The following is a 23,319-nucleotide window of genomic DNA, read 5'->3' on the forward strand; positions in this document are numbered from 1 at the left end:
GGGTCCCCTGCCGCCGGTTCCCCGATACCGCGACCCGAACGAGTGCCCGCGGCCGTCGGCCTACCGTGATACCACGTTCGCTCGCTTACGCACCGTCCTGTGCAGCTTGGCTCAGAGTATGCGCCGATCGTCTTGATCACCCTGATAGCCAAGCCGAACACCACGCGCCCGTTTACCGCAGATGCGCTACCGCGGACCGTTCGGGGTCACAGTCCGTAGGGACCTGTAGTGCCGATGCGGCACGATTACTGCAAATGGAGACAGCAACCGAGAACGACACGACGCCCGGAGGGCCGCGTGACAGTGCTTGATTCCCGGCCTGACCTGCCCTTCGACAGCGGCCGCGGCAGCCGCGCCGCCGCCCCGGCCGCCGATTCTGCCGTGCTGATCACTCCAGGTGGGGTCACTATGCCCACTGTGGAAGATCTCGGCGCGGGGCGCGGACCGGAGTGGCTGGACCAGTGGCTGGCGGCCAACGCGGCGGACGTCGTGGCCTGGTTCCGGCACATCCACGCGCACCCCGAGCTCTCCCGGCAGGAGTTCGCGACCACCGAGCTCGTCGCGGGCCTGCTCAAGTCCTTCGGCCTGCAGCCGCAGCTGCTCCCCAACGGCAACGGCCTGATCTGCGACGTCGGCGAGGGCGAGCGCTGCATCGCGCTGCGCGCCGACATCGACGCGCTGCCCATGACCGAGGCCACCGGACTGCCCTACGCGGCCACCACACCCGGCGCGGCGCACGCCTGCGGCCACGACGCGCACACCACGATCCTGCTGGCCACCGGCATCATCCTGGCCTCTGCCCCGGCGCTGCCCGGCCGGGTCCGGCTGATCTTCCAGCCCGCCGAGGAGGTCATGCCCGGCGGCTCGCTCGACGTCATCGCCGCTGGCGGCCTCGCGGGCGTCGAGCGGATCTTCGGCCTGCACTGCGACCCCCGGCTGGAAGTCGGCCGGGTCGGCACCCGGGTCGGCGCGATCACCTCGGCCACCGACCTGCTGGAACTGCGCCTCACCTCGCCCGGCGGGCACACCTCGCGCCCGCACCTGACCGCCGACCTGGTCCACGCGCTGGGCACGGTGATCACCGGCCTGCCCGCGCTGCTGTCCCGGCGCATCGACCCGCGCTCGGGCACCGTCCTGGTCTGGGGCGCGGTCCACGCGGGCGAGGCGCCCAACGCCGTCCCGCAGGACGGCCTGCTGCGCGGCACCCTGCGCACCGGCGACCACGACGTCTGGGCCGACCTGGAGCCGCTGGTCGCGGGCCTGGTGCAGTCCCTGCTGGCGCCCACCGGGGTCGGGTTCGAGTTGCAGCACCGCCGCGGCGTGCCGCCGGTCATCAACGAGCGGGAGAGCACGCAGGTCCTGCGCACCGCGATCGAGGCCGCGCTGGGCGAGGACGCGCTCGCGGGCACCAAGCAGTCCTCCGGCGGCGAGGACTTCGGCTGGTACCTCGAACACATCCCCGGCTCGTTCATGCGGCTGGGCGTCTGGTCCGGCGACGGCCCCATGCACGACATCCACCAGCCGACGTTCCAGCTGGACGAACGCGCCCTGTTCACCGGCATCCGCGTCATGACCCACACCGCGCTCGCCGCGCTCGCGTGAGGACCGGGGAAGCTCCCCCCACACGAGCTTCCCCGATCACCCGCGCTGTCACCAGAAGTGCGCCACGTCCACGATCAGGCGCGACCCGTCGCCAGGTCCGTCGAGGACGAACGCGCGGAACGGCAGTCGGGCCCGCACGCCCAGCCCGACAGTCGTCTCACCCTCGAAGCTCCCGGCCCACGCCACCTGGCGGAACGTCGGCCACCCCGCGACGTTCACCAACTCCGCCCGGTTCACCGGCGTGTAAGTCGAGTTGCCGCTGTCGTCATAGGCCGGGGCCACGGCGATGACGGCGAGCTTCGCGCCGCCGCGCAGCGGCACGACCGCGCCGGACCCGTCCTGGGTCACCTGGTCCACATAGGACACCCGGTAGCCGTTCGAGCCGGGCGCGCGGATGTCGAGGACCAGCCGGTCGTAGCAGTCGTGCCTGCCCGCCCGCACGTCGGTCAGCGCCCCCACCTCGGTGGCCGAGGCCGTCTTCGGCAGCGAACCCCACGCGATGCCGCAGAATCCCGGCGTCGCCGAGGCGGACGACGGGACGGCGACCGCCACCACAGCCGCCGCGGCGAGGGCGGTCACGGCCGAGAGGGCGCGGGTCCAGGTTCTTCGTCTGAGCATGTCGGTCTCTCCTCGCGCAGGCCGAACACCGTTCGGCGAGTGATCAGCCGCGAACGCGACTTACCACAAGAGACGTGCGACACACTGTCTGGTTGAGTCAGCTGGTGGCCGGGCCGATGCCCCCGCACGGGCGGATGCGCAGGTTCGCCACGTAGTCCGCGGGCGCGCCCGCGGCCTCCGCCGCGTCGGCGACCACCCCCAGATAGCGCGCGGAGGGCAGCCCGCCCTCGTACGCGTCGAGCACGTACAGCCAGGCCAGCACCGAGCCCTCCAGCGTCTGCACCCGCAATCGGATCTTCGAGTGCAGCCCGAGTTCGGAGCCCTCCCATCGGTCGAGGTTGACCTCGTCGTCGTCGGTGACGTCGTAGAGCACGACGAACACCTGGGAGTCGGGGTCCTCGACAATGGTGGCGAGGGCGCCCTCCCACCCCAGGTCTTCACCCCCGAACGTCAACCGCCATCCGACGAGCCAACCTGTCCCCGCCATTGGCGAATGCGGGGCTCGCTGCATCATCTGGCCCGGATCCATGTTCGACCCGTAGGCGGCGTAGAGCGGCACGTCGGACAGCCTAGCGACACACCGGATCAACGGCAGGGAGCCGCGCGGCGGATCACCTTTTCGCGGCCACCCGGCACCGGCCGCGACCGGCCCGCGTACCGTGTCCGCGGACGTCGCGCGAGGAAGAGGAGCTGCTGTGACCCGGATCGTGATCATGGGCGGGGGTCCGGCGGGGTACGAGGCAGCCCTGGTCGCCGCGCAGCACGGCGCCGAGGTCACCGTGGTCGAGCGGGACGGCCTCGGCGGCGCGTGCGTGCTCTACGACTGCGTCCCGTCGAAGACGTTCATCGCCTCCGCTGGCGCCCGGGTCGCCTTCCGCGACGCCGACGAACTCGGCATCGGCGTCGACGACGTCGACTCCACGGTGCACCTGCCGGTCGTGCGCGGCCGGGTCAAGGGCCTGGCGCTGGCGCAGTCCGCCGACATCCGCAACCGCGTGCAGCGCGAGGGCGTGCGGGTCGTGCACGGCCACGCCCGCTTCTGCGACGACCGCACCGGCATGGCCGCGCACCGGGTCGCGGTCACCTCCCGCGACACCACCGAGGTCATCGACGCCGACGTCGTGCTGATCGCGACCGGGGCGACCCCCAGGGTCATCGCGGGCGCGGAGCCCGACGGCAAGCGCGTGCTGGACTGGCGGCAGATCTACGACCTGGAGGAACTGCCCGAGCACCTGGTCGTGGTCGGCTCCGGGGTGACCGGAGCCGAGTTCGCCTCGGCGTTCATCGAGATGGGCGTCAAGGTCACCGTCATCTCCAGCCGCGACCGGGTGCTCCCGCACGAGGACGCCGACGCCGCGGCCGTGCTGGAGGGCGTGTTCGCCGAGCGCGGCACCACCCTGGTCAAGCACGCCCGCGCCGAGCGCATCGATCGCGACGCCACCGGCGTCGTGGTGCACCTCAGGGGCGGCGAGACGGTCCGCGCCAGCCACGCGCTGATGACCGTCGGGTCGGTGCCCAACACCGCCGACATCGGCCTGGAGAAGGTCGGCGTCGAACTCGGCTCCGGCGGGTTCATCACCGTCGACCGGGTCTCCCGCACCAGCGTCCCGGGCATCTACGCCGCGGGCGACTGCACCGGCGTGCTCATGCTCGCCTCCGTCGCGGCCATGCAGGGCCGCATCGCCATGTGGCACGCGCTGGGCGAGGGCGTGGCCCCGATCAAGCTCAAGACCGTCGCGGCGAACGTGTTCACCCACCCGGAGATCGCCACCGTCGGCATCAGCCAGCAGGCCATCGACTCCGGCGAGGTGCCCGCGCGCACCGTCATGCTGCCGCTGGCCACCAACGCGCGGGCCAAGATGGAGGGGCTGCGGCGCGGCTTCGTCAAGCTGTTCTGCCGCCCGGCCACCGGTGTGGTCATCGGCGGCGTGATCGTCGCGCCGAGCGCGAGCGAGCTGATCCTGCCGATCGCGCTGGCGGTGCAGAACCAGTTGACCGTGGACGACCTGGCGCTGACCTTCTCGGTCTACCCGTCCCTTTCCGGCTCGATCACCGAAGCGGGCCGCCAGCTCATGCGGCACGACGACCTCGACTGAGTCGTCCCCTTTCGGGGTACTTTGAGATCGTAACCACCCAATCGTGCGTACTGTGTACGTCCGATGTCGTCGTTCTGTAACCATTTACCTGAGTGAATGGGTGAAAAACGGAGGCCCGTCTTTCGTACAATCTACTGGGCCGGTACCCCTGAAGGGTCAAACCGTTACGGAGGCCACCATGTCGCGTCGCACTGAATGCCCGGAGTGCCTAGGATCCGGGCTCGCGCCGAACCGCCGCGATTTCTGCCCACGCTGCGGCGGAATCGGGCAGGTCCCGAGGTTGCGGATACCGCAACCGGCGCCGCTCTTGCTGCGTAGACAATGCGCGGGGACCTGAGGCAAGACCAGGTCGGGGAATTGGTCGGCGGTTATGCGTCATAACTTTCCGGTCGGGTAACAACGTCGTTTCCGAAACCGATTCCGATTGATCGCCTGACTTGCCGCCACTCGACAAGGACGCCCCCGCGCAGGCGCGTGCGCGGGGGCGTCTGGCGAGGGTGGTCAGTCCTCGTCGGTGAGTGGTCCTCAGGTCTCAGTGGTCATCGGCGGTTGAGTCATCGGCGTTGGGTCCTCGTTCGCTCAGTTCTCGTTCGCTCAGTTCTCGTGCGGTCAGTCCTCGTCGGCTACCCAGTCGAAGGTCCGGGTGACCGCCTTCTTCCACTGCCGGTAGGTGCGTTCCCGCTCGTCCTCGGCCATCGACGGCGTCCACTGCTTGTCCCGCGCCCAGTTGCGGCGGATGTCGTCTTCGCTCTCCCAGAAGCCGACAGCGAGCCCCGCCGCGTAGGCCGCGCCCAGCGCCGTCGTCTCGGCCACCACCGGCCGGATCACCGGGACGCCGAGGATGTCGGCCTGGAACTGCATCAGCAACTCGTTGCCGACCATGCGACCGTCGACCTTGAGCGAGGTGAGCGGGACGCCGGAGTCGGCGTTCATCGCCTCGATCACCTCGCGGCTCTGGAACGCGGTCGCCTCCAGGACCGCGCGCGCCAGGTGGCCCTTGGTGACGAACCGGGTCAGGCCGACGATCGCGCCGCGGGCGTCCGAGCGCCAGTACGGGGCGAACAGGCCGGAGAAGGCGGGCACGAAGTAGCAGCCGCCGTTGTCCTCGACCGCGCGGGCGTGCTCCTCGATCTCCGCGGCCGTGCTGATCATGCCCAGGTTGTCCCGGATCCACTGCACCAGCGACCCGGTGACCGCGATCGAGCCCTCCAGCGCGTAGACCGGCGCCTGCTCGCCGATCTTGTAGCAGACCGTCGTCAGCAGGCCGTTCTCGCTCATCACCCGCTCGGTGCCGGTGTTGAGCAGGACGAAGTTGCCGGTCCCGTAGGTGTTCTTGGCCTCGCCGGGGGACAGGCAGGCTTGCCCGAACGTCGCGGCCTGCTGATCGCCGAGGATGCCCGCGATCGGCACGCCCGCCAGCGCGCCCCGCTCGCGGACCTTGCCGTACACCTCCGAGGACGACCGGATCTCCGGCAGCATCGCCAGCGGCACGCCCATCTCGGCGGCGATCTCGGCGTCCCAGGACAGGGTCGACAGGTCCATCAGCAGCGTGCGCGAGGCGTTGGTGGGGTCGGTGACGTGCACACCGCCGTCGACGCCGCCGGTCATGTTCCACAGCACCCAGGTGTCCATGTTGCCGAAGAGCAGGTCGCCCGCCTCGGCCTTCTCCCGCGCGCCGTCTACGTTGTCCAGAATCCAGCGGATCTTCGGACCGGAGAAGTACGTGGCCAGCGGTAGCCCTGTCTTCGCCCGGTAGCGCTCCTGTCCGCCGCCCAGGTTGCCCAGTTCGGCGGCGATGCGGTCGGTCCGCGTGTCCTGCCAGACGATGGCGTTGTAGACCGGCTTGCCGGTAGCGCGGTCCCACACGACGGCCGTCTCGCGCTGGTTGGTGATGCCGACCGCGGCGATGTCGGACGCGTCCAGGTCCGCCTTGGCCAGCGCGCCAGCGGCGACCGCCCGGGTGTTCTCCCACACCTCCGCCGGGTTGTGCTCGACCCACCCGGCGCGCGGGAAGATCTGCTCGTGCTCACGCTGGTCGACCGCGACCACCTCGCCCGCGTGGCTGAAGATCATGCAGCGGGTCGAAGTGGTGCCCTGGTCGACGGCGGCCACGTACTTGGTCATGCTCATGCCTCTCGTTGCTCTTGCGTCGATCAGGACGGGAGGACCTGCGCCAGCAGGCCCGCTGCCACGGCGCCGACCAGCGGGCCCGCGACCGGCACCCAGGAGTAGCCCCAGTCCGCGCCGCCCTTGCCGCGGATAGGCAGCACGGCGTAGGCGATCCGCGGGCCCAGGTCACGCGCCGGGTTGATCGCGTAGCCGGTCGGGCCGCCCAGCGAATTTCCGATGCCGATCACCACGAAGGCGACCGCGGCGTAGCCGAGCGCGGAGTTGCCGAACTGCGGCAGACCGCCCTCGCCCAGCTTCACCGTCGGGCTGGTCAGGACCCACAGGACCAGCACGAAGGTGCCGATGACCTCGCTGACCAGGTTCCACGCCGGACGGCGCACGGTCGGTGCGGTCGCGAAGATTCCCAGGGTGTTCTCCGGCTCGTCGTGCGTATCGAACTGAAGCTTGTAGGTGAGCCAGCACAGCACGGCCCCGATGAACGCGCCCGCCAGCTGCCCGGTCAAGTAGGCCGGGACGTCGGCGAGGTCGGTCTTGCCCGCCGCGAGCAGGCCGATCGTGACCGCCGGATTGAGGTGCGCCCCGCTCGGCGCGGCGATGCTCGCGCCCGTGAACACCGCGAGACCCCACCCGAAGGTGACCAGCAGCCACCCGCCTTGGAAGCCGAGAGACTTGCGCAGAACGGTGTTCGCGACGACACCGCAGCCGAGAAGGGTCAGTGCGGCCGTGCCCAGCAGTTCCCAGAGAAGGATCTCCCCGAAGGTCAACTCCACAGTGTCGGTCTCCCCCGCGCGCAGGTAGCGAGGGGCAGGCAGGGGCCTGGAACGGGTGGCGCCACTGCCTACCCAAAGTGGAATCGGACGCTACCGCCGCGGCGGTAAAGCTGTCCATGGGCCGAATGCCGCATTAGCAGGTTGCCGGTAGCGTTGGCCTCGTCGGGTTGTCCGCAGGCGGCAGGGGAGACGGACAGTGGTCAACCACAAGCCGGGTTCCACGGTGGACCAGACCGGCGGCAGGCTCGGCCCGGCCGAACGGGAACACGCCTGGCGGCGGTTGGCCGACGAGACATTCGACGTGGTGGTGATCGGCGGCGGGATCGTCGGCGCTGGCGCCGCCCTCGACGCGGCCACCCGTGGGCTCAGGGTCGCCCTCGTCGAGGCGCGCGACCTGGCCTCCGGCACGTCGAGCCGGTCCAGCAAGCTGTTCCACGGCGGCCTGCGCTACCTGGAGCAACTGGAGTTCGGGCTGGTCCGCGAGGCACTGCGGGAACGCGAGCTGATGCTCACCCGCCTCGCCCCGCACCTGGTCAAGCCGGTCAGCTTCCTTTACCCGCTCACCCACCGCGGCTGGGAGCGCCCCTACACGGCGGCGGGCCTGTTCCTCTACGACAGCATGGGCGGCGCGCGGTCGGTCCCCGGCCAGAAGCACCTCACCCGCGCGGGCGCCCTGCGGCTAGCGCCCGCGCTCAAGCGCGACGCCCTCATCGGCGGCATCCGCTACTACGACGCCCAGGCCGACGACGCCCGCCACACCATGACCGTCGCCCGCACCGCCGCCCACTACGGCGCTGTGATCCGCACCTCCACCCAGGTCGTCGGCTTCACCCGCGAAGCCGACCGAGTCTCCGGCGTCCGCGTCCGCGACGTCGAGAACGGCGCGGAAGCGGCGGTGCGGGCGCACGCGGTGATCAACTGCACCGGCGTGTGGACCGACGAGATGCAGCGCGCCTCCGGCAGCAGGGGCCGGTTCCGGGTGCGGGCCAGCAAGGGCGTGCACATCGTCGTCCCCCGCGACCGGATCGTCGCGGAGTCCGGCCTGATCCTGCGCACCGAGAAGTCCGTGCTGTTCGTCATCCCGTGGCGCAACCACTGGATAGTCGGCACGACGGACACGGACTGGAACCTGGACCTGGCCCACCCGGCGGCGACCAAGCAGGACATCGACTACATCCTCGACCACGTCAACAAGGTCCTCGCCACCCCACTGACCCACGGCGACATCGAAGGCGTCTACGCCGGGCTGCGCCCCCTGCTGGCAGGCGAGAGCGAGGAAAGCTCCAAGCTGTCCCGCGAGCACGCCGTGGCCCGGGTGGCCCCCGGCCTGGTGGCGATAGCGGGCGGCAAATACACCACCTACCGGGTCATGGCCGCCGACGCCGTGGACGCGGCCGCGGTGGACCTCCCCGGCCGACTCCAGCCGTCGATCACCGACCAGGTCCCCCTCCTGGGCGCCGACGGCTACCACGCCCTGGTCAACCAGGCGGACCTCCTGGCGGCCCGCCACGGCCTGCACCCCTACCGCGTCCGCCACCTGCTGGACCGCTACGGCTCCCTGGTCCACGAGGTCCTGGCCCTGGCCGACGACAACCCGGACCTCCTCAAACCCGTAGACGCCGCCCCCGACTACCTCCGTGTGGAGATCGTCTACGCCACCAGCCACGAAGCGGCCCTGCACCTGGAAGACGTCCTGGCCCGCAGAACCCGAATCTCCATCGAATACCCCCACCGCGGCGAAGACTGTGCCCACCAGGTGGCCACCCTCATGGCCACCTCCCTCAACTGGCCCGAAGCCACCATCACCGCCGAAATCGACAACTACCTATCCCGCGTAGCCGCCGAACGCGCCTCCCAAAACAAACCCGACGACCAAGCCGCCGACGCCACCCGCTCCACCGCCCCCGAAGTCCGCCCCCACCTGACCGACCCGGTGGCCTGACCCCCTTCCACCCGGCAGGCCGCACCCTGCCCTGCCAGGTGCTCGATGGGGTCAAGCAGCACACCCGAGCACCTGCCAGGTCGCACCGACCCTGCCAGGTGCTCGATGGGGTGGAGTGGTTTCTTTGGGGGTGAAGGAAGATCTCTAAACTTGCCGTGGTCGTGGGGCCGAAGGCTCCCCACCCGTCTTTCCCCACGACGGGATCTTCCTTCGTAGGGGCCCCGAAGAAACCACTCCACCCCATCGAGCCAACCAACACAGCCACGCCCCCGAGAAACCACTAAACCCCGAAAACCAGCCACCCTCGAACGCGACCTCAGCCGCCGATCACCCCAGGCGGCAACCGGTGATCCTCCCCATCCACCGAAACCGACTCGGTAACCCGCCCCAAATCCCGCCGCCGCCCACCGCCAGACCCGACCGAACCATCCCCGAACCACTGGCTAGACCCCAGTGCCTCCACACCGAACCGCCGCGTCACAACCTTCTCGCTCGGCCCGGAAACCCCCGCCGGAGCCGCCCCGCCAGCGGCAGTCGCCGAAGCCAATCCGGGCGTCCCAGTGGCCGCCAAATCGTCGGCAGGCACCGGAACACCAGCAGCCGGACGCTTGGACCGCGTCTCCACCCGGTCATTCGGGACCACACCACTGCGCAACCCAGGCGCGGCGGCCGGAGCTCCCTGGTTGACCGGCGCCGCCCCGCTGTGACCCCCCGCTTGCAGCACAGACCTCCGCACGACCTCCGACTCCGCCGCCCCGGAAAGCCCCACGCCCTGGCCGGCGTGCCCGCCCTGAGCGGAAGAGCCAGCACCCTGCGGGCCACCGAAACCACCCTGCGAGCCACCGGAACCCTGCGAGGGAAGGCGCACGAGGCCGCCCGCGGACGACGATCGCGTTTCCCCACCGACACCCAGCCCCCGACCACGGTGCAACCCGGCCGAGCTGGTCAACTCGGCGGGCTTGGTGAACCCGGTGAGCGCGGCCAAGGTCGTCGCGGTGGTGAGTTCGTAGGCCGCCATGACCTCGAACGCCTTCTGCTCGCCCGCCGACCGCGCCGCCTCGGCGGGCTCGGCGTCGGTCTGGGTGACCGCGACCACCGCGGGCGGCGGCAGTGTCGGGTCGGGCCGCTGCGGGGGGACCTCCGCGGGCGCGGGCATGTCCGCGCGCGCCTTCGCGATGTGGTTGCCCTGGTCCTCGACCGCGACACGCATCCGGGCCGCCTCGGTCGCGGTGTCGCGCGCCCAGATGGCCAGCGGTGTCAGCCGGTCGTAAGCGGCGCCAGCGGCGCGGCCCGCCCAGGCCGCGTTCGAGGTGTCCAGCGTCGCCAGGAGGTCTTGGCTGATCTCGGTAAGAGTCGCCGACAGCGCTGCCCACCGGCGGGACGGCTCGGCGGAAGCCTGCGCGCCGGGGCCATCGTGCAGCATCCGGTACAGCTCTTCGTGGGTGAAGCCGCGCCAGCGCGCGGCGTCGGTCGCCTGCTCGGTCATCGCGTTTCCCCTCGCCCCTCGCGCCGGTCAGCCTCGGCGGGTGACCGTCACCTGGTTGTCCTCTTCGAGCAGGCGGTACTGCTCGGCGATCTTGTCCAGGGTGTGCACAGCCGTGTCGAGCTGGGCGCGGTAGGCCAGCAGCACGTCGAGGGCCGCCTGCTCGTGGTCGACGGTCAGCGCGTTGACCACGGCGGCCGCGTCCTGGCTCACCGGGTCCCCCGCCCACGCCTCGACCCGCAGACCGGTCTCGCCGAGCCGGAGCTGGTCGTCGACGCGCGAGAGCGCCGTGGCGAACGCCGAGCGCAGCCCGGGCACCGCCTCCGGTGACACGTCGAGCAGGTCGCGGCGCTGGTCGCCCCCGGGACCGCCCTGCCCGTGTCCGTTCGTCCCTGCTGGCACGTCGCCCTCCCGATCGCCGCCCGGTGCGCCTGCAAGCCGTGGCGCGGTCACCCTATCGTCGGATTCGACCGTTGTGGTGTCGTCTCCTAGACGGGTCGCGGGCCTGCCTGGTTCCGTTTCCCCGCGATCTACCCACCGCCCGTGCCGGACGTTCCGTTACGCAAGATCAGCAGCGCCCCCTCGTCGGTGTCGCGAACCAGCGAAAAGCCCAGCTTCTCGGCCACCCGTCGAGACGCCACGTTGCCCGCGTAATGCTTGTAGGTGATCTCCCGTAACCCGAGCGCGCCGAACCCGAAGCGGATCACCGCCCCCAGCGCCTCGGTCGTCATGCCCTTGCCCCGGGCGGCCGGGAGCGCCCAACAGCCCGCCTCGGCGGTGCCGTGCTCGAGGTCCACCTCCTTGAGCAGCACCTCACCCAAGAACTCCCCCGTCAGCGGATCGGCCACCACCCACGAGAAGCGCGTCTCGTCGGCCCACGCCGCCCGGCGGCGGGCGATGTAGGCGCCCGCCCGCTCAAGGTCGCTCACATCGAGGTGCGGCAGCCACCGCTTGCTCTCGGGGTCGGCGAAGCCCGCGATGATGGCGGGCCGGTCGTCGATGCGGGCGTCGTCGCGCAGCGCCCGCAGGTAGTACTTGCCCGCGTTGATCTCCACCGGTTCCACCGCACCACGGTAACCGGAGGCACCGACAGCGGGCTCAGCCGAGCAGGCCGTGCGTCGCCAGCGCCGTGCGCAGGGCATCGGTGTCCGGGACGTGCGCCGCGGCCAGGCCGAGGGCGGTCGCCGCGGCGACGTTGGCGGCCGAGTCGTCGCAGAACAGCGTCTCGTCGCGGGTCGCGCCGAGGATCGCCAAGGCGGCCAGGAACGCCTCCGGGTCGGGCTTCGCCACGCCGGTCTCGGCCGAGGACACCACACCGTCGACCTCCCGGTCGAGGCCGAGCACCGTCAGGTCGGCGGCGAGCCGGGTGGTGGCGTTGGTGAGCAGCGCGACCCGGCGCCGGGTCCGGACGGCCCGCACCAGGGTCAGCGCCGCCGGGACGACGGTCCCGGTCGCGGACCAGGCGTTCACGGCGGCGAGAGCGGCTGTGGCGGGCACGCCCTCGCTGGTGAGCGCGTCCGCGACCGAGGCCAGCCAGCGGTCATGCCGCACGAGGCCGGTGATCGCGGGCGTCAGCAGATCCGGCCGGAACGCGGTCGCCGCCAGCGACCCCGGCGGCAGGCGGTGGGCGCGTTCGACATCGGCGTCGGGGGCGAACTCACGCAGGACCTCGTCGAGGTCGAGCAGCAGCAGCGTGATCAGCGCCCGCTCCCGCGCGAGCGCCGCCTGCGCCGCTCGAACTCCCGCCGGTCGCGCCGCCAGTCGTCGCCGAACAACGCCCCACCCGCGACCAGCACCGCGACCGGTAGCAGCAGGATCGGCCAGAAACCCCGCAGCAGGAACACGAACAGCGCCAGACCGACGATCGCCGACACCGGCACCAGCGCCGCGTACAGCCGCTGACCGACCGGGCGCGACTCCCAGCCCACCGCCCGCGCCGGGTCGGGGACAAGCGGAGTGGGGGCGGCGAACCGGGGCCGGGGGTCGGGCAGGTCGCCGAACAGGGCCAGCAGATCACCCCGGGTGCGGGCGGTGGTGACCTTGGCGCTGCGCTCGCCGTACTCATCGATGTCGAGCCTGCCCGCGCTCATGTGCTCCCCCAGAGTCCGCAGCGCGTCCTCCCGCTCGGCGTCGCCGATGCGCAGGTCGGAAGGGGGGAACTCGGTCACAACCCGATCCTACGGAAACCGCGGCCGCCCGGTTCCGACCAGTTCGCGGCGCAGCGGTGTCAGGGGCTGGTTGTGGCTGAGCCGCGTGTTCGGGCGCGCCTCTTGACCCGGGCGCGGGCGCGCGCCGGGGTCAGCCGCGTTTCTTGAGGGCCTCTTCGACCGCGGCGGCCAGGATCGTCACCCCGACCGCGACCACGATCGTCCACCACAGGCCCTTGAACACGGTGAGCAGGATGGTTCCGGGGACGCCCAGCAGCATCGTCATGCCGCCGAGCATCCCCACCGCCTCGCTGGCGGGCGTCGGGACGAGGCCGTCGTCCGCAGGCCTGCCCACCGCCTGCTTGAGCCGCTGTTTCGGGCTCACCGCGGCGCTCAGGTCCGGGTGCGGGCAGGGCAGGTCGGTGAACAGGGCCTCGATGTCGCCGCGAGTGCGTGCGGCGACGGCCCGGACACAGCGGAACTCGTACTCCGCCAGCTCCAACCTGCCCGTCGACAAGTGCGTGCCGAGCAGCGCCACCGCTTCGTCGCGCTCCGCGCCGCTGATGCGGATACCCGCGTCCCGCCCCTGCGCCATGCCCCGCAGTCTATAAACGCCTCAGTCCTTGATCTCGCAGATGACCGAGCCGGTGGTGACGGTCTCGCCCTGGGCGACGCCGAGGCCGGTGACGGTGCCTGCCTTGTGCGCGGTGACCGGGTTCTCCATCTTCATCGCCTCGAGCACGACGATCAGGTCGCCCACGGCGACCGTCTGGCCGTCCTCGACCGCGATCTTGACGATGGTGCCCTGCATCGGGGCCGCGACCGAGTCGCCGGAGGCCGTCGCGCCGGACTTGCCGCCCGCGCGCTTGCGCGGCTTCGCCTTCGCCGCGGCGCCGCCGCCACCGGAGCCCACCGCCAGGTTGCCCGGCAGCGACACCTCCAGCCTGCGCCCGCCGACCTCGACGACCACGTTCTGCCGTGGCTCTTCCTCAGCGGCCTCCGCGCCGCCGGTGAACGGCTCGATCGTGTTGGCGAACTCGGTCTCGATCCACCGGGTGTGCACGGTGAAGCCGTTCTCGTCGCCGATGAACGCCGGGTCGCGCACGATCGCGCGGTGGAACGGCACGACCGTGGCCATGCCCTCGACGACCAGCTCGTCCAGCGCCCGGCGCGAGCGGGCCAGGGCCTGGTCGCGGTCCTCGCCGGTGACGATGATCTTGGCGAGCATCGAGTCGAACTGGCCGCCGATCACGGTGCCCGACTCGACACCGGAGTCGACGCGGACACCGGGGCCGTCCGGCGCGCGCCAGAGCGTCACGGTGCCCGGGGCGGGCAGGAAGTTGCGGCCCGCGTCCTCGCCGTTGATCCGGAACTCGATCGAGTGGCCGCGCGGGGCCGGGTCCTCGGTCAGCCGCAGCTTCTCGCCCGCGGCGATCCGGAACTGCTCGCGCACCAGGTCGATGCCCGCGGTCTCCTCCGAGACCGGGTGCTCGACCTGCAGGCGGGTGTTGACCTCGAGGAACGAGATCGTGCCGTCGGCGCCGACGAGGTATTCGACGGTGCCCGCACCCGAGTAGCCAGCCTCGCGGCAGATGGCCTTCGCGGAGCTGTGAATCTGGGCGCGCTGCTCGTCGGTGAGGAACGGAGCGGGCGCCTCCTCGACCAGCTTCTGGTGGCGGCGCTGCAGCGAGCAGTCGCGGGTGCCGACGACGATGACGTTGCCGTGCTTGTCGGCGAGCACCTGCGCCTCGACGTGCCGCGGCTTGTCCAGGTACCGCTCGACGAAGCACTCGCCGCGGCCGAAGGCGGTGACCGCCTCGCGCACCGCGGAGTCGAACAGTTCGGGGATCTCCTCGATCGTGCGGGCCACCTTCAGGCCGCGCCCGCCGCCGCCGAAGGCCGCCTTGATGGCGACCGGCAGGCCGTGCTCCTCGGCGAAGGCCACGATCTCCTCGGCCCCGCCCACCGGCTCCTTGGTGCCGGGCACCAGCGGCGCGCCCGCGCGCATCGCGATGTGCCGCGCGGTCACCTTGTCGCCGAGGTCGCGGATGGCCTGCGGGTCCGGCCCGATCCAGGTCAGCCCGGCGTCGATGACGGCCTGGGCGAAGTCGGCGTTCTCGGACAGGAAGCCGTAGCCGGGGTGGACGGCGTCCGCGCCGGAGCGCTTCGCCACGTCCAGCACCTTGTCGAACGACAGGTAGCTCTCACCCGGGGTGTTGCCCCCCAGCGCGAAAGCCTCGTCGGCCAACCGGACGAACGGCGTGTCGCGGTCCGGGTCGGCATAGACGGCGACGCTCGACAAACCGGCGTCACGGCAGGCACGGATAACTCGGACGGCGATCTCGCCGCGGTTGGCGATGAGTACCTTGCTCAGCGCCTTTGCCGACTCGGACACGCCGTTCCTCCTTGATGGTCGCACGGGCTCTTGGGGAGTTTACGTACCCGTGGCCCAACCGGAACCGAGAGCAACCCCACAATCCGCGGATACGCTCCCCGCAGACTTCGCCGCACCGCCGGAGGTGACGCAGTGCCAGGTCGACGCGCGCCGACCGCGGTAGTGCTGACCGCGCTGCTCTCCGCCCTGGTCGCGGGCGCGGCCATGACCGGATCGGCCCTGCTCAGAGACCGTCCCAGCGCGCGAACCCCAGCCACGGAAACTCCCCCCAATTCCGCGGCGAGCATCGGCGTGTCGGGCTGCCACCGTGCCCCCTGCCAAGTCCTGGCCACCGCCACCGTCGGCGGCACGGTCATCGACCTCGTCGCCGACGCGGGCGCCGCGTCCGGCCGCCTGCGCATCGGGGGTCCCTCAGCCAGCCTGGTGATCGAGACCACGATCACCGAGTTGGGCGCCACCCTCACCCACGACTCCCTCCAGTGTCATCCCGCCTCGATCTCCGCCTGCCTCATCCGCGGCGACACTGACGAAGGCGCCACCGGCCAGGTCGTCGTCGGCCGCTCAGGCAAGTGGAGCCCCCTGGCCAGGGCTTTCTACTCGCGCGCGGGCCACCTGGCCCTGGTCGACATCGTCAACGACCAGGCCCCCGAGGTCCTCGCCGTCCAACCCGACTGCCCCGCCGACACCGACTGCGCGAAGCGGCCGGTGTACGCGCAGGTGTTCGAGTTGAGCGGCGAAGAGGTCGGCTGCTCCCGCACCTACAGCCGCATCGATCAACTGCCCGGATACCCGGAAGTCGACTTCACAGCCGCCCAACTCCGCCCGTGTTCCTGACCGGCGTGACCCTGCCCACCCCGACCCCGCCGCAGGGGTGCGGGCCCGGCCCCCGCCGCCCCCGCCGCCGAGACCCAACCCCGGCCCCCGCTCAGTGAGCCCAATCCCGGGTCCGGGTGCACTGGCTTCGGGATGCCGCCGAGGCCAGTGCCCGTGGGCACCGCCCGCACCGTTGACGCCGCGGCTTCCGGCACCGTGGGCCAGACACCGCTCCAGGTTCGGACGCGGCGGCTTGAGACGCCACCGTCGGCGACACTCGGCGCCGCCTGCACAGCACAGGCGCTGCCACGGCCTGTGCCACCGTTCGTAGGACGCCGCCCTGGGCCCGGCCACGGCGGTTCCGATGCCGCCGCGACTGGTACCACCACCGCTGGTGGCTCCCGCACGGCAGGCGTCGCGGACTTCGCCGCCGAGCGGTGGGCACACCCCTGCCGGTGGAAGTGGCAGCCCCCAACGCCGCCTCCGCTGTCAATAGCCAGGTGCCAGTCGCCGGTGGCGTTGGCACTCGGGAAGCCGCTGCGTCCGGCACGGTCTCGCTGTTGCGGCGAGGTTCCGCTGTTTGGCATGGTTCCGCCGTTCCGCCGAGGTTCCGCTGTTGCGGCGCCGTTCCGCCGTTGCCGCACGGTCCGCTGTTCCGGCGAGGTCTCGCTGTTCCGGCACGGTTCCGCTGTTCCCGGTGTCGTCCCTGCTGGGTTTCCCAGGCGGGGGCGGCGGGTGGTGCTGCCGCTTGCGACTTGGCGTGTTCGGTGCGGTTCTGCCGTCCTCGGTGTTGCTGGTGCCGTTGTCCCAGGTGCTGTCAGTGCCGGAGGCGTTGGCTCGTGGAAGCCGCGCGTTTGGCAAAGTCCTGCTGCTCCTGGTGTCGCCGCTGATGGTGCTGCGGTGACCGGCCCTGGCGTTTGCGGCGTTGTGCTCCGGTGCGGTGAAGGCAGTTCCGGGGGCGGGCTTGGCCTGCGTTGGGCGTTGCCGCTGTTGGTACCTGTCTGCGCCGGTAGCCCGGGTGGCTTGCGCCGCTGAGCGTGGAGCGTGGTTCTGCCGCTGACCTGGCCGCTCTGACTGCCGCTGTCAGTGTCACCGCATTGCGTAAACGCCGTTGTCGGCGACGGTGGTGCTGTTGCGGCATCGCGGACGTCAAAATCGGAGGCGTTGCTGACGTCGTTGGCATTGGTATGCGTGAGGTCGTGGTTCGTTCTGTTGTCGAGTGGGTGACCGCCTTTCCGATGTTTCGGTGACTTTGGGGTGGTGGCTGAGACGTGTGAGTTGGGCGTTGATTGTGGATATGTGGTTGGTGCGGCTGGTGAGTTATGGGTTGCCGATGGGTGTGGCGGTTATTGCCGGTTCCCGGCGGGGGTGAGAAGGCGAGGTGGCAAAGGAAGGGTTACCGCCACAGGTCGACGACGCTGATGCCGAGGGAGGCCAGTAGGCGGCGGGTCAAGGGGAGGCTGATTCCGATGACGCTTGACGGGTCGCCGTCGATGCCTTCGATGAACCAGCCGCCGAGGGCGTCGAGGGTGAAGGCGCCTGCCACGGACAGGGGTTCGCCGGTGGCGACGTACGCGTCGATTTCGGATTCGGTGGGGGTGGCGAAGCGGACGGCGGTGCTCTCCGCGCCGGTCGCGGTGTCGACCACCTTGCCGTCGCGGACGCGGAGGATGGCGTGGCCGGTGAGGAGTTGGCCGGTGCCGCCCGCCATCTTCGCCCAGCGTCGCCGGGCGATTTCGGGGGTGCCGGGTTTGCCGACCAGGGCGCCGTCGTAGTGCAGCATCGAGTCGCAGCCGACGACCACGGAGTCCTCGCGGGCGGCGTCGTCGAGGCTGTCGATGACCGCGTGGGCCTTGGCCTTCGCGAGTGCCACCACGGTGTCCGGTGGCGTCGGATCGACCAGGGCCGCCGCGACGGCGTCCTCGTCCACGCCGGATACCAGGACGACCGGATCGATGCCCGCTGCCCGGAGGACTCCGAGGCGGGCTGGGGACTGTGAGGCGAGGACGAAGCGCACGGGTGCCGAGGATACGGCGAAGGCTTCGATGGCGAGGTGGCGGTTGTCTGAGTGAACATATGTTCGATATTAATGAGTTCGGTGCGGCGGTGTGGCGATGTGCGTGAGGTTCACTCGTTCGTGGATGAGTTGGGCTGGTCCGCCGCCGCAGGCTTGGTCTCTTGGTCTCGTCGTCCGCGCGATTGCCCGTCCAGATCGAACGCTGATAAGCAGGGGCGGTCATCCGGTCGCGCGGGTGCCAGTTCTGAATCGGCGACGTCGTTATTCTGGCGGCGTCGATCCCGATGTGACATCCGCGCGCAAGCGGATGACTGAGAGACGCACGGCAGACCGGCCGCTGGTTGGTTTGAGTCAACCGAATGAACACGACGACTGAGGATGGGTGTACGCCTTCTCTTGCCGAAGACATGATGCTGCTGCCGTTGGACGACGAGTCCGGGCGCGCCGTCATCAACAACCTCCGGCGCGACCTGGTGATCGGCGGAGCGGTGCTGCTCGATCTGGTCGACAGTGGCCGGGTGGTTCCCGCCGGGCCGGAAGGCGATGCCAAAGAGGGGGACGCGGTCGTGCGGGACTGCGCGCCTACCGGCGGCGCGGTCCTGGACGCTGCCGTGCGGAAGCTGGCGGAAAAGCCGTTGAAGATGCGAAAGGCGGTCGAGGTCATTTCCAAGGACGCTCGGGAGGGCGTTCTCGCGAAGCTTGTGGAGCGCGGACTGGCCCGTCGGGAGGAGACGAAGGTGCTCGGCATCTTCCGGGTGAAGAGCTGGCCCGCGGCCGACACCGAGCACGAGGCCGAATCCGAGCGGCGATCGGAGGCGTGCTGCTTCAGGGCGAGGAGCCGGACACGCGCACGAAGGGCCTTATCTCGCTTCCGCACGCGTCGGGTGCCGTGACCAAGGTGATCGAGGGTGACAAGAAGCTGATCCGCTCCCGCGCGGAGGAAATCGGTAAGGACGACTGGGTGCACGAGGCAATGCGGGACGTGTATCTGGCTGTGTCCGCCAGCGTGACCGCTGTCGCCGCTGTCGCCGCCGCGGCGGGCTGACCAACCTTCACGGGGGAAGTCGGCGCGGCGGGGGTGCGAATCCCAGTGTCATAAGTCTTGAAGACTTCCTGCTGGCCTTGGGGAGAGGTGAGCGCGCCTGCCACCGCCACCGGCGAGTCGACGTTCGGGTCTGCATTGCCCGGTCGCGGTGTTCAGCACGCGTGTGCGGTCCCAAGGTGAGTGTCGCTGGGCCGCGGCCGCAGTCCTTCGAGCCGGTCACGCTCGACCGGGCTCGACCCTTTTCGGTCTAGCGCGGTGCTGATCAGTCGGTGTTCGCTATCGGGACGTGCAGAGCGGTCCTGGCGAGGTCGACGGTCAGCCGGGGCGAACCGCCGGTCGAGGTGATGTGCCGGGTGTCGGCGCCGCCGATCACCAAGCCGAGTCGGTGACCGGCCCGGATGACCTGGTCGGTGGTGGCCAGGGTGAACGTGATCGTGTACGCCGTGTCGGGGGCGAGGACGCGGCGGTGATCCAGGCCCGCGTAGTGCCCGAGGTCGGCCCACCCGCGGGCGATGACGTTCTCGGTGACCGTGGTCGTGGCCGTCGCGGTGTCCAGGTAGCAGGCGCTGTCGCCCGCGGTGCTCTCGCCCCAGCAGGAGCGGGTGGCCAGGGTGCGGATTCCTTCACCGGTGGACCGGTAGTCGCGGATGGTGGCCGGGCCGTAGTCGACCAGGACCGCGCTCACCCGGGCGGCGGGCGCCGACGACGTGGCCGTCACCGTGATAGTCGAGGTGCCGGACACCCGGATGTCCGAGGTGAGCGGCTCGGTGCGGTAGACGACCCGGGCGGACGAGGCGCCGGCCGGGTTGGTGATCCAGTCGTACGCGGTGCTGCCGTTGTCGGTCAGGGCCGCCACCGTCCCGGCTGGCGGGGCGTCGGCGCCGAGCGCGCCGACCTCGGCCGAACGGCCGGGGCGCGGGCGCAGGGTGAGCGGCGTGCCCGCGGGCCAGGACGAGTCATCGCGCCAGCGGTCCGGCGCTTCCTCCACAGTGGACAGCGGCTCGTCCTCGATGCCGTTGTCGAAGCCCAGGAGGTAGTGGTCGAACCAGCGGTGCAGGGTGTCCACCCACACCGGGCGCCGGAAGTCGAAGGGGTCGACGTGCCCCGCCTGGGTCAGCCAGATCTTGCGCTCGACGGTGGGCGGCAGGGCTGCCCACCACTGTCCGAAGTTGATGGACTTGACGTTGAGGTCGTTGACCCCGTGCACGACGAACACACTCGCCCGCACTTTCCCCGCGGCCTGCACGTAGTCCCGCTCCCGATACATGGGGGTCAGGTCGCCGCTCGACGGCGAGCCCTTGGTCAAGGCAGCCTTGACCGCACCGCAGTCAGCCGCGCCCTGCTCGTTCTCCACCGCGGCTGCCAGGCTCGCCGGGCCGCCGTTGGTGAAGGCCGCCCCGGACGACCGGTAGTAGTCGTACCAGGAGCTGATCGCTCCGATGGGGACGATCGTCTTCAGGCCCTCGACACCAGTCGCCGCGACACCGTTGGCGATCGTGCCGTCCCAAGACTTGCCGATCATGCCCACCGCGCCCGTCGACCAGGTCGCCGCCGCGGTGGCCGGGCCGGTGGCCGAGGTGTGGCCGGTCGCCCTGCCGTTGAGCCAGTCCACGACCGCCTTCACCGAGGCGACCTCGGCACGGCCGCCGACGTCGACGCAGCCGTTGGATCGGGCCGTGCCGGACAGGTCGACCAGCACGACCGCGTACCCGCGCGGGACGAAGTAGTTGTCGTAGAACAGCGGAAACCGAATCGGCCTCCCCGCGTTGTCGTAGGTCTTCTTCTGGCTCTCGTTGCCCCGGCCGCGCGAGAGGTAGTACGGGCTGGCGTCCATGATCACCGGCACCTTCGCCGCCGTCCTCGGGCGGACGATGTCGGCGGCGACCCGGACCCGGTCACCGTCCGGCGCGGTGAGCCCGGTGTCGACCCAGACTGTCTCGCGCACCGCGTCGGTATAGGAGTGGACCGGTTCGCTGCGCACCGCCGTCGGCGCGGCTATCGCGGGGACGGTAAGCGTGCCGAGTCCGGCGATCGTCGCCACGGCCAGGGCGAGCAGGGAGCGCCTGAGCGTCATGGATCAGACGCTACGGAGTCGCCCGCTCGCGCGGCAGCCCCGAGTTTTTCGCGTTCCCAGTCGGCGCCCGGATTCCCGCCGCGCACACCATCCCCAGGATCAGCACGACCACCGGCAACACCAGCGTCGCCTTGGCCGCGTTGGTGAACCCGAGGGCGTACGCGTCGGTGGCGAGTTGGCGCACCTTCTCCGCTACCGAGGGCGACCAGTCGGCGGGGATCGCGGGCCCCGCGCCGCCGAACCGGCTCGCGGTGTCCGCCGCCTCGGTGATCCGGTCCACGAACTCGTCGGCGTAGCGCGGCGGCAGGAGCTTCGCGTGCTCCCGCGCCGCCGCGGGCACCGAGAAGCTCAGGCCGACCTGCAGCAGCAGGCCCGTTGTCGCGCTGCCCAGCACCCCGCCCACCTGCCGCGAGGTGTTGAACACCCCGGACGCCGCGCCCACCAGCGGCGGTGGCAGCCCGAATGTCGCCGCCGCGGTCAGCGGGGAGAACACCAGCCCGATCCCGACGCCTGCCAGGACAAGCCCGGGGACCAGCACGAGCGGGTCGGTGTCCGGCTCGGCCAGCGCCGCGAGCACGACCGTGCCCACCGCGAGCCCGCCGAGCCCGGCCATGATCAGGCTCTTCCCCTCGATCCTCCGCAGCCCCCGGCCCGCCAGCAGCGCCGCGCAGGCAGCCGCAAGAGCCATAGGAGCGCATAAGAGGCTGGAGGCGACCGGGTCCATGCCGAGCACCGACTGCACATAGATCACCAGCGGTAAGAACATCCCCGTCGTGGCGAACCCGAGCGCGCCGTGGGTCAGGTTGGCGAACCCGAACGTGGGATCGGCGAACAGCCCCGGCGGCACCAGCGGATCGGGTCGGGGCCGCCGCTGCCAGAGCAGGAACCCGCCCAGCAGCGCCAGTCCCACGCCGATCACCGGCAGCACGCCGATCGGGCCGACGATCCGGCCCCAGTGGTAGTGCTGGCCGTTCTGCAGCCCGAACACCAGCGCCCCCAGCCCGGCCGAGGCCAGCAGCGCGCCGACGGCGTCGAGCCGGATCCGCCCGGTCGGCCGCCAGTCCGGCAGCAGCGTGAGCGCCATGACCAGGCCGACCGCGCCGACCGGAAGGTTCAGCAGGAAGATCCACTGCCACCCCACGTGCTGCACCAGCAGCCCGCCGACCACCGGCCCGGTGATCGTCGCGACGCCCGCCACCGCCCCCCACACCGCGATCGGCGCCCCGCGCCGCTCCGCCGGGAACAGCCGGGTGATGAACGACAGGGTCTGCGGTGTCATCGCCGCCGCGCCCAGCCCCTGCGCCGCCCGCGCCGCGATCAGCGAGCCCGCCGTGGTCGACAGCCCGCACCACAGCGACGCCGCCAGGAACAGGACCAGCCCGGCGACCAGCACCCGCTTGGGCCCGTAGCGGTCGCCGAGCCTGCCCGTGACCAGCAGGGGAACCGTGTTGGCCAGCAGGTAGACGCTGTTGACCCAGATCACCTGGTTCAGGGTGGCGTCCAGCCCGGTGAGCATCGCCGGGATCGCCACGGTGACGATGGTCGAGTCCAGCATGACCATGAAGAAGCAGGCGCACAGCGCCACGAGCGCCATCCACGGGCTCCGCGACGTGCTCGTCATGACCTGCTCCTGATCGCGTGGCCGCCGGGTGCGCTGCCCGACGATTGTGCTGGCCACACGGACCCCGGGCAGGCCCGGGGTCGGGCGGGGGCGCGGTCCGCCGCTGTCGCGGACACCGTCACCCGCCCGTCGAGCGCACTCGCGAACGGCGGCCACGACCCCACCTCGCCTCCTGGAGATCCCGCACGCCCCGGGATCAAGGCGTGTCCTGACTCCAGAACACCAGGAGACGAGGCGCGGCGAAAGGGCGACGCCGAACCTGTGGATAACTCCGGATCAAGCTCGGCTCAGCGGGGCAGCCCGGAGGCCCGCCACGCGCCGGGGCCGTGCGGCAGCGGGCGGCGCACCTGCGTGTCGCGCGCGGCCCACGCGCTGGGCGCGGCGGGCTCGGGCGCGTCGCCGCCCGCCGCGGCGGCAGCGGCCACCACGGCGGTCAGCGCGGCCAACTCGACGTCGTCCGGCTCGCCGCGCACCACGTGCAGCAGCGGGCGAATCTGGTCCTCGTCGCTCACCTGGCCACCTCACAAGATCGGTGGCCGCGCGTGCCTGCGCACTGTGTCGATTGC

The 23,319-nt window shown here is 71.1% G+C and carries 20 protein-coding genes and 1 pseudogene; 6 read left to right on the top strand and 15 right to left on the bottom strand.

Annotated elements, in window-relative coordinates:
* Positions 1-297: 297 nt before the first annotated feature.
* Positions 298-1,602 carry a M20 family metallopeptidase gene (locus tag BLS56_RS17875; protein ID WP_091452058.1) on the top strand — a complete coding sequence of 435 codons (1,305 nt, stop codon included), beginning with the start codon at positions 298-300 and terminating at the stop codon, positions 1,600-1,602.
* 48 nt (positions 1,603-1,650) lie between these two features.
* Here BLS56_RS17875 and BLS56_RS17880 read toward each other — a convergent pair whose 3' ends face one another.
* Positions 1,651-2,220: an AMIN-like domain-containing (lipo)protein gene (locus BLS56_RS17880; protein WP_091452060.1), complete on the bottom strand. Its 570-nt coding sequence runs from the start codon at positions 2,218-2,220 to the stop codon at positions 1,651-1,653.
* A 97-nt stretch (positions 2,221-2,317) separates the two neighbouring features.
* Positions 2,318-2,779, bottom strand: a complete 462-nt coding sequence (locus BLS56_RS17885; protein WP_091452063.1) for a gamma-glutamylcyclotransferase family protein — start codon at positions 2,777-2,779, stop codon at positions 2,318-2,320.
* A gap of 136 nt (positions 2,780-2,915) precedes the next feature.
* Here BLS56_RS17885 and BLS56_RS17890 point away from each other — a divergent pair, with 136 nt between their 5' ends.
* Positions 2,916-4,316 carry an NAD(P)H-quinone dehydrogenase gene (locus BLS56_RS17890; RefSeq protein ID WP_091452065.1) on the top strand — a complete coding sequence of 467 codons (1,401 nt, stop codon included), beginning with the start codon at positions 2,916-2,918 and terminating at the stop codon, positions 4,314-4,316.
* A 609-nt stretch (positions 4,317-4,925) separates the two neighbouring features.
* On the opposite strand, the gene glpK is transcribed toward BLS56_RS17890, so the two are convergent.
* Positions 4,926-6,440 carry a glycerol kinase GlpK gene (gene glpK / locus BLS56_RS17895; protein WP_091452445.1) on the bottom strand — a complete coding sequence of 505 codons (1,515 nt, stop codon included), beginning with the start codon at positions 6,438-6,440 and terminating at the stop codon, positions 4,926-4,928.
* 29 nt (positions 6,441-6,469) lie between these two features.
* Positions 6,470-7,210, bottom strand: coding sequence for an MIP/aquaporin family protein (locus tag BLS56_RS17900; protein ID WP_091452449.1), 741 nt, complete (start codon positions 7,208-7,210; stop codon positions 6,470-6,472).
* A 202-nt stretch (positions 7,211-7,412) separates the two neighbouring features.
* Here BLS56_RS17900 and glpD point away from each other — a divergent pair, with 202 nt between their 5' ends.
* Entirely contained in the window at positions 7,413-9,158 is a 1,746-nt protein-coding gene (gene glpD / locus BLS56_RS17905) for a glycerol-3-phosphate dehydrogenase (protein ID WP_228771727.1), read from the top strand.
* A gap of 316 nt (positions 9,159-9,474) precedes the next feature.
* On the opposite strand, the gene BLS56_RS17910 is transcribed toward glpD, so the two are convergent.
* The 7 genes from BLS56_RS17910 to BLS56_RS17940 all read right to left on the bottom strand — a co-directional run bounded on the left by BLS56_RS17910 (position 9,475) and on the right by BLS56_RS17940 (position 15,183).
* Complete coding sequence (locus tag BLS56_RS17910) at positions 9,475-10,644, bottom strand: PPE domain-containing protein (protein WP_091452068.1); 1,170 nt, start codon at positions 10,642-10,644, stop codon at positions 9,475-9,477.
* 27 nt (positions 10,645-10,671) lie between these two features.
* Entirely contained in the window at positions 10,672-11,043 is a 372-nt protein-coding gene (locus BLS56_RS17915; protein ID WP_091452070.1) for a hypothetical protein, read from the bottom strand.
* 128 nt (positions 11,044-11,171) lie between these two features.
* Positions 11,172-11,705 (bottom strand): GNAT family N-acetyltransferase, encoded by a 534-nt coding sequence (locus BLS56_RS17920; protein WP_091452073.1) that lies wholly within the window; start codon positions 11,703-11,705, stop codon positions 11,172-11,174.
* A gap of 34 nt (positions 11,706-11,739) precedes the next feature.
* Positions 11,740-12,402 (bottom strand): HAD family hydrolase, encoded by a 663-nt coding sequence (locus BLS56_RS17925; protein ID WP_324187527.1) that lies wholly within the window; start codon positions 12,400-12,402, stop codon positions 11,740-11,742.
* Complete coding sequence (locus BLS56_RS17930) at positions 12,339-12,809, bottom strand: DUF1707 SHOCT-like domain-containing protein (RefSeq protein WP_091452081.1); 471 nt, start codon at positions 12,807-12,809, stop codon at positions 12,339-12,341. Before BLS56_RS17930 ends, BLS56_RS17925 begins: the two co-directional genes overlap by 64 nt.
* A 130-nt stretch (positions 12,810-12,939) precedes the next feature.
* Positions 12,940-13,383 carry a DUF1707 SHOCT-like domain-containing protein gene (locus BLS56_RS17935; RefSeq protein WP_091452083.1) on the bottom strand — a complete coding sequence of 148 codons (444 nt, stop codon included), beginning with the start codon at positions 13,381-13,383 and terminating at the stop codon, positions 12,940-12,942.
* A gap of 21 nt (positions 13,384-13,404) precedes the next feature.
* Positions 13,405-15,183 carry an acetyl/propionyl/methylcrotonyl-CoA carboxylase subunit alpha gene (locus tag BLS56_RS17940; RefSeq protein ID WP_091452085.1) on the bottom strand — a complete coding sequence of 593 codons (1,779 nt, stop codon included), beginning with the start codon at positions 15,181-15,183 and terminating at the stop codon, positions 13,405-13,407.
* A gap of 132 nt (positions 15,184-15,315) precedes the next feature.
* Here BLS56_RS17940 and BLS56_RS17945 point away from each other — a divergent pair, with 132 nt between their 5' ends.
* Together BLS56_RS17945 and BLS56_RS31535 are read left to right on the top strand one after the other, a co-directional pair.
* Positions 15,316-16,017, top strand: coding sequence for a hypothetical protein (locus BLS56_RS17945; RefSeq protein WP_139190795.1), 702 nt, complete (start codon positions 15,316-15,318; stop codon positions 16,015-16,017).
* A gap of 739 nt (positions 16,018-16,756) precedes the next feature.
* On the top strand, positions 16,757-16,900 hold the full coding sequence (locus tag BLS56_RS31535) for a hypothetical protein (protein WP_175482903.1): 144 nt from the start codon (positions 16,757-16,759) through the stop codon (positions 16,898-16,900).
* A gap of 492 nt (positions 16,901-17,392) precedes the next feature.
* Here BLS56_RS31535 and BLS56_RS17950 read toward each other — a convergent pair whose 3' ends face one another.
* Positions 17,393-18,013 (bottom strand): Maf family protein, encoded by a 621-nt coding sequence (locus BLS56_RS17950; RefSeq protein WP_091452091.1) that lies wholly within the window; start codon positions 18,011-18,013, stop codon positions 17,393-17,395.
* A gap of 410 nt (positions 18,014-18,423) precedes the next feature.
* Between BLS56_RS17950 and BLS56_RS17955 the strand changes: the two are divergent.
* Positions 18,424-19,058, top strand: a pseudogene (locus BLS56_RS17955) (GOLPH3/VPS74 family protein).
* 262 nt (positions 19,059-19,320) lie between these two features.
* On the opposite strand, the gene BLS56_RS17960 reads toward BLS56_RS17955, so the two are convergent.
* The 3 genes from BLS56_RS17960 to BLS56_RS17970 form a co-directional block, all read right to left on the bottom strand.
* Positions 19,321-21,132, bottom strand: coding sequence for a Xaa-Pro dipeptidyl-peptidase (locus BLS56_RS17960; RefSeq protein WP_091452096.1), 1,812 nt, complete (start codon positions 21,130-21,132; stop codon positions 19,321-19,323).
* Between the two features lie 10 nt (positions 21,133-21,142).
* Positions 21,143-22,753: a DHA2 family efflux MFS transporter permease subunit gene (locus BLS56_RS17965; RefSeq protein WP_091452099.1), complete on the bottom strand. Its 1,611-nt coding sequence runs from the start codon at positions 22,751-22,753 to the stop codon at positions 21,143-21,145.
* A gap of 287 nt (positions 22,754-23,040) precedes the next feature.
* Positions 23,041-23,265 (bottom strand): acyl-CoA carboxylase subunit epsilon, encoded by a 225-nt coding sequence (locus BLS56_RS17970; RefSeq protein WP_091452102.1) that lies wholly within the window; start codon positions 23,263-23,265, stop codon positions 23,041-23,043.
* Positions 23,266-23,319: the final 54 nt, after the last annotated feature.

Source organism: Actinokineospora iranica (assembly GCF_900101685.1).
Taxonomy (GTDB): domain Bacteria; phylum Actinomycetota; class Actinomycetes; order Mycobacteriales; family Pseudonocardiaceae; genus Actinokineospora; species Actinokineospora iranica.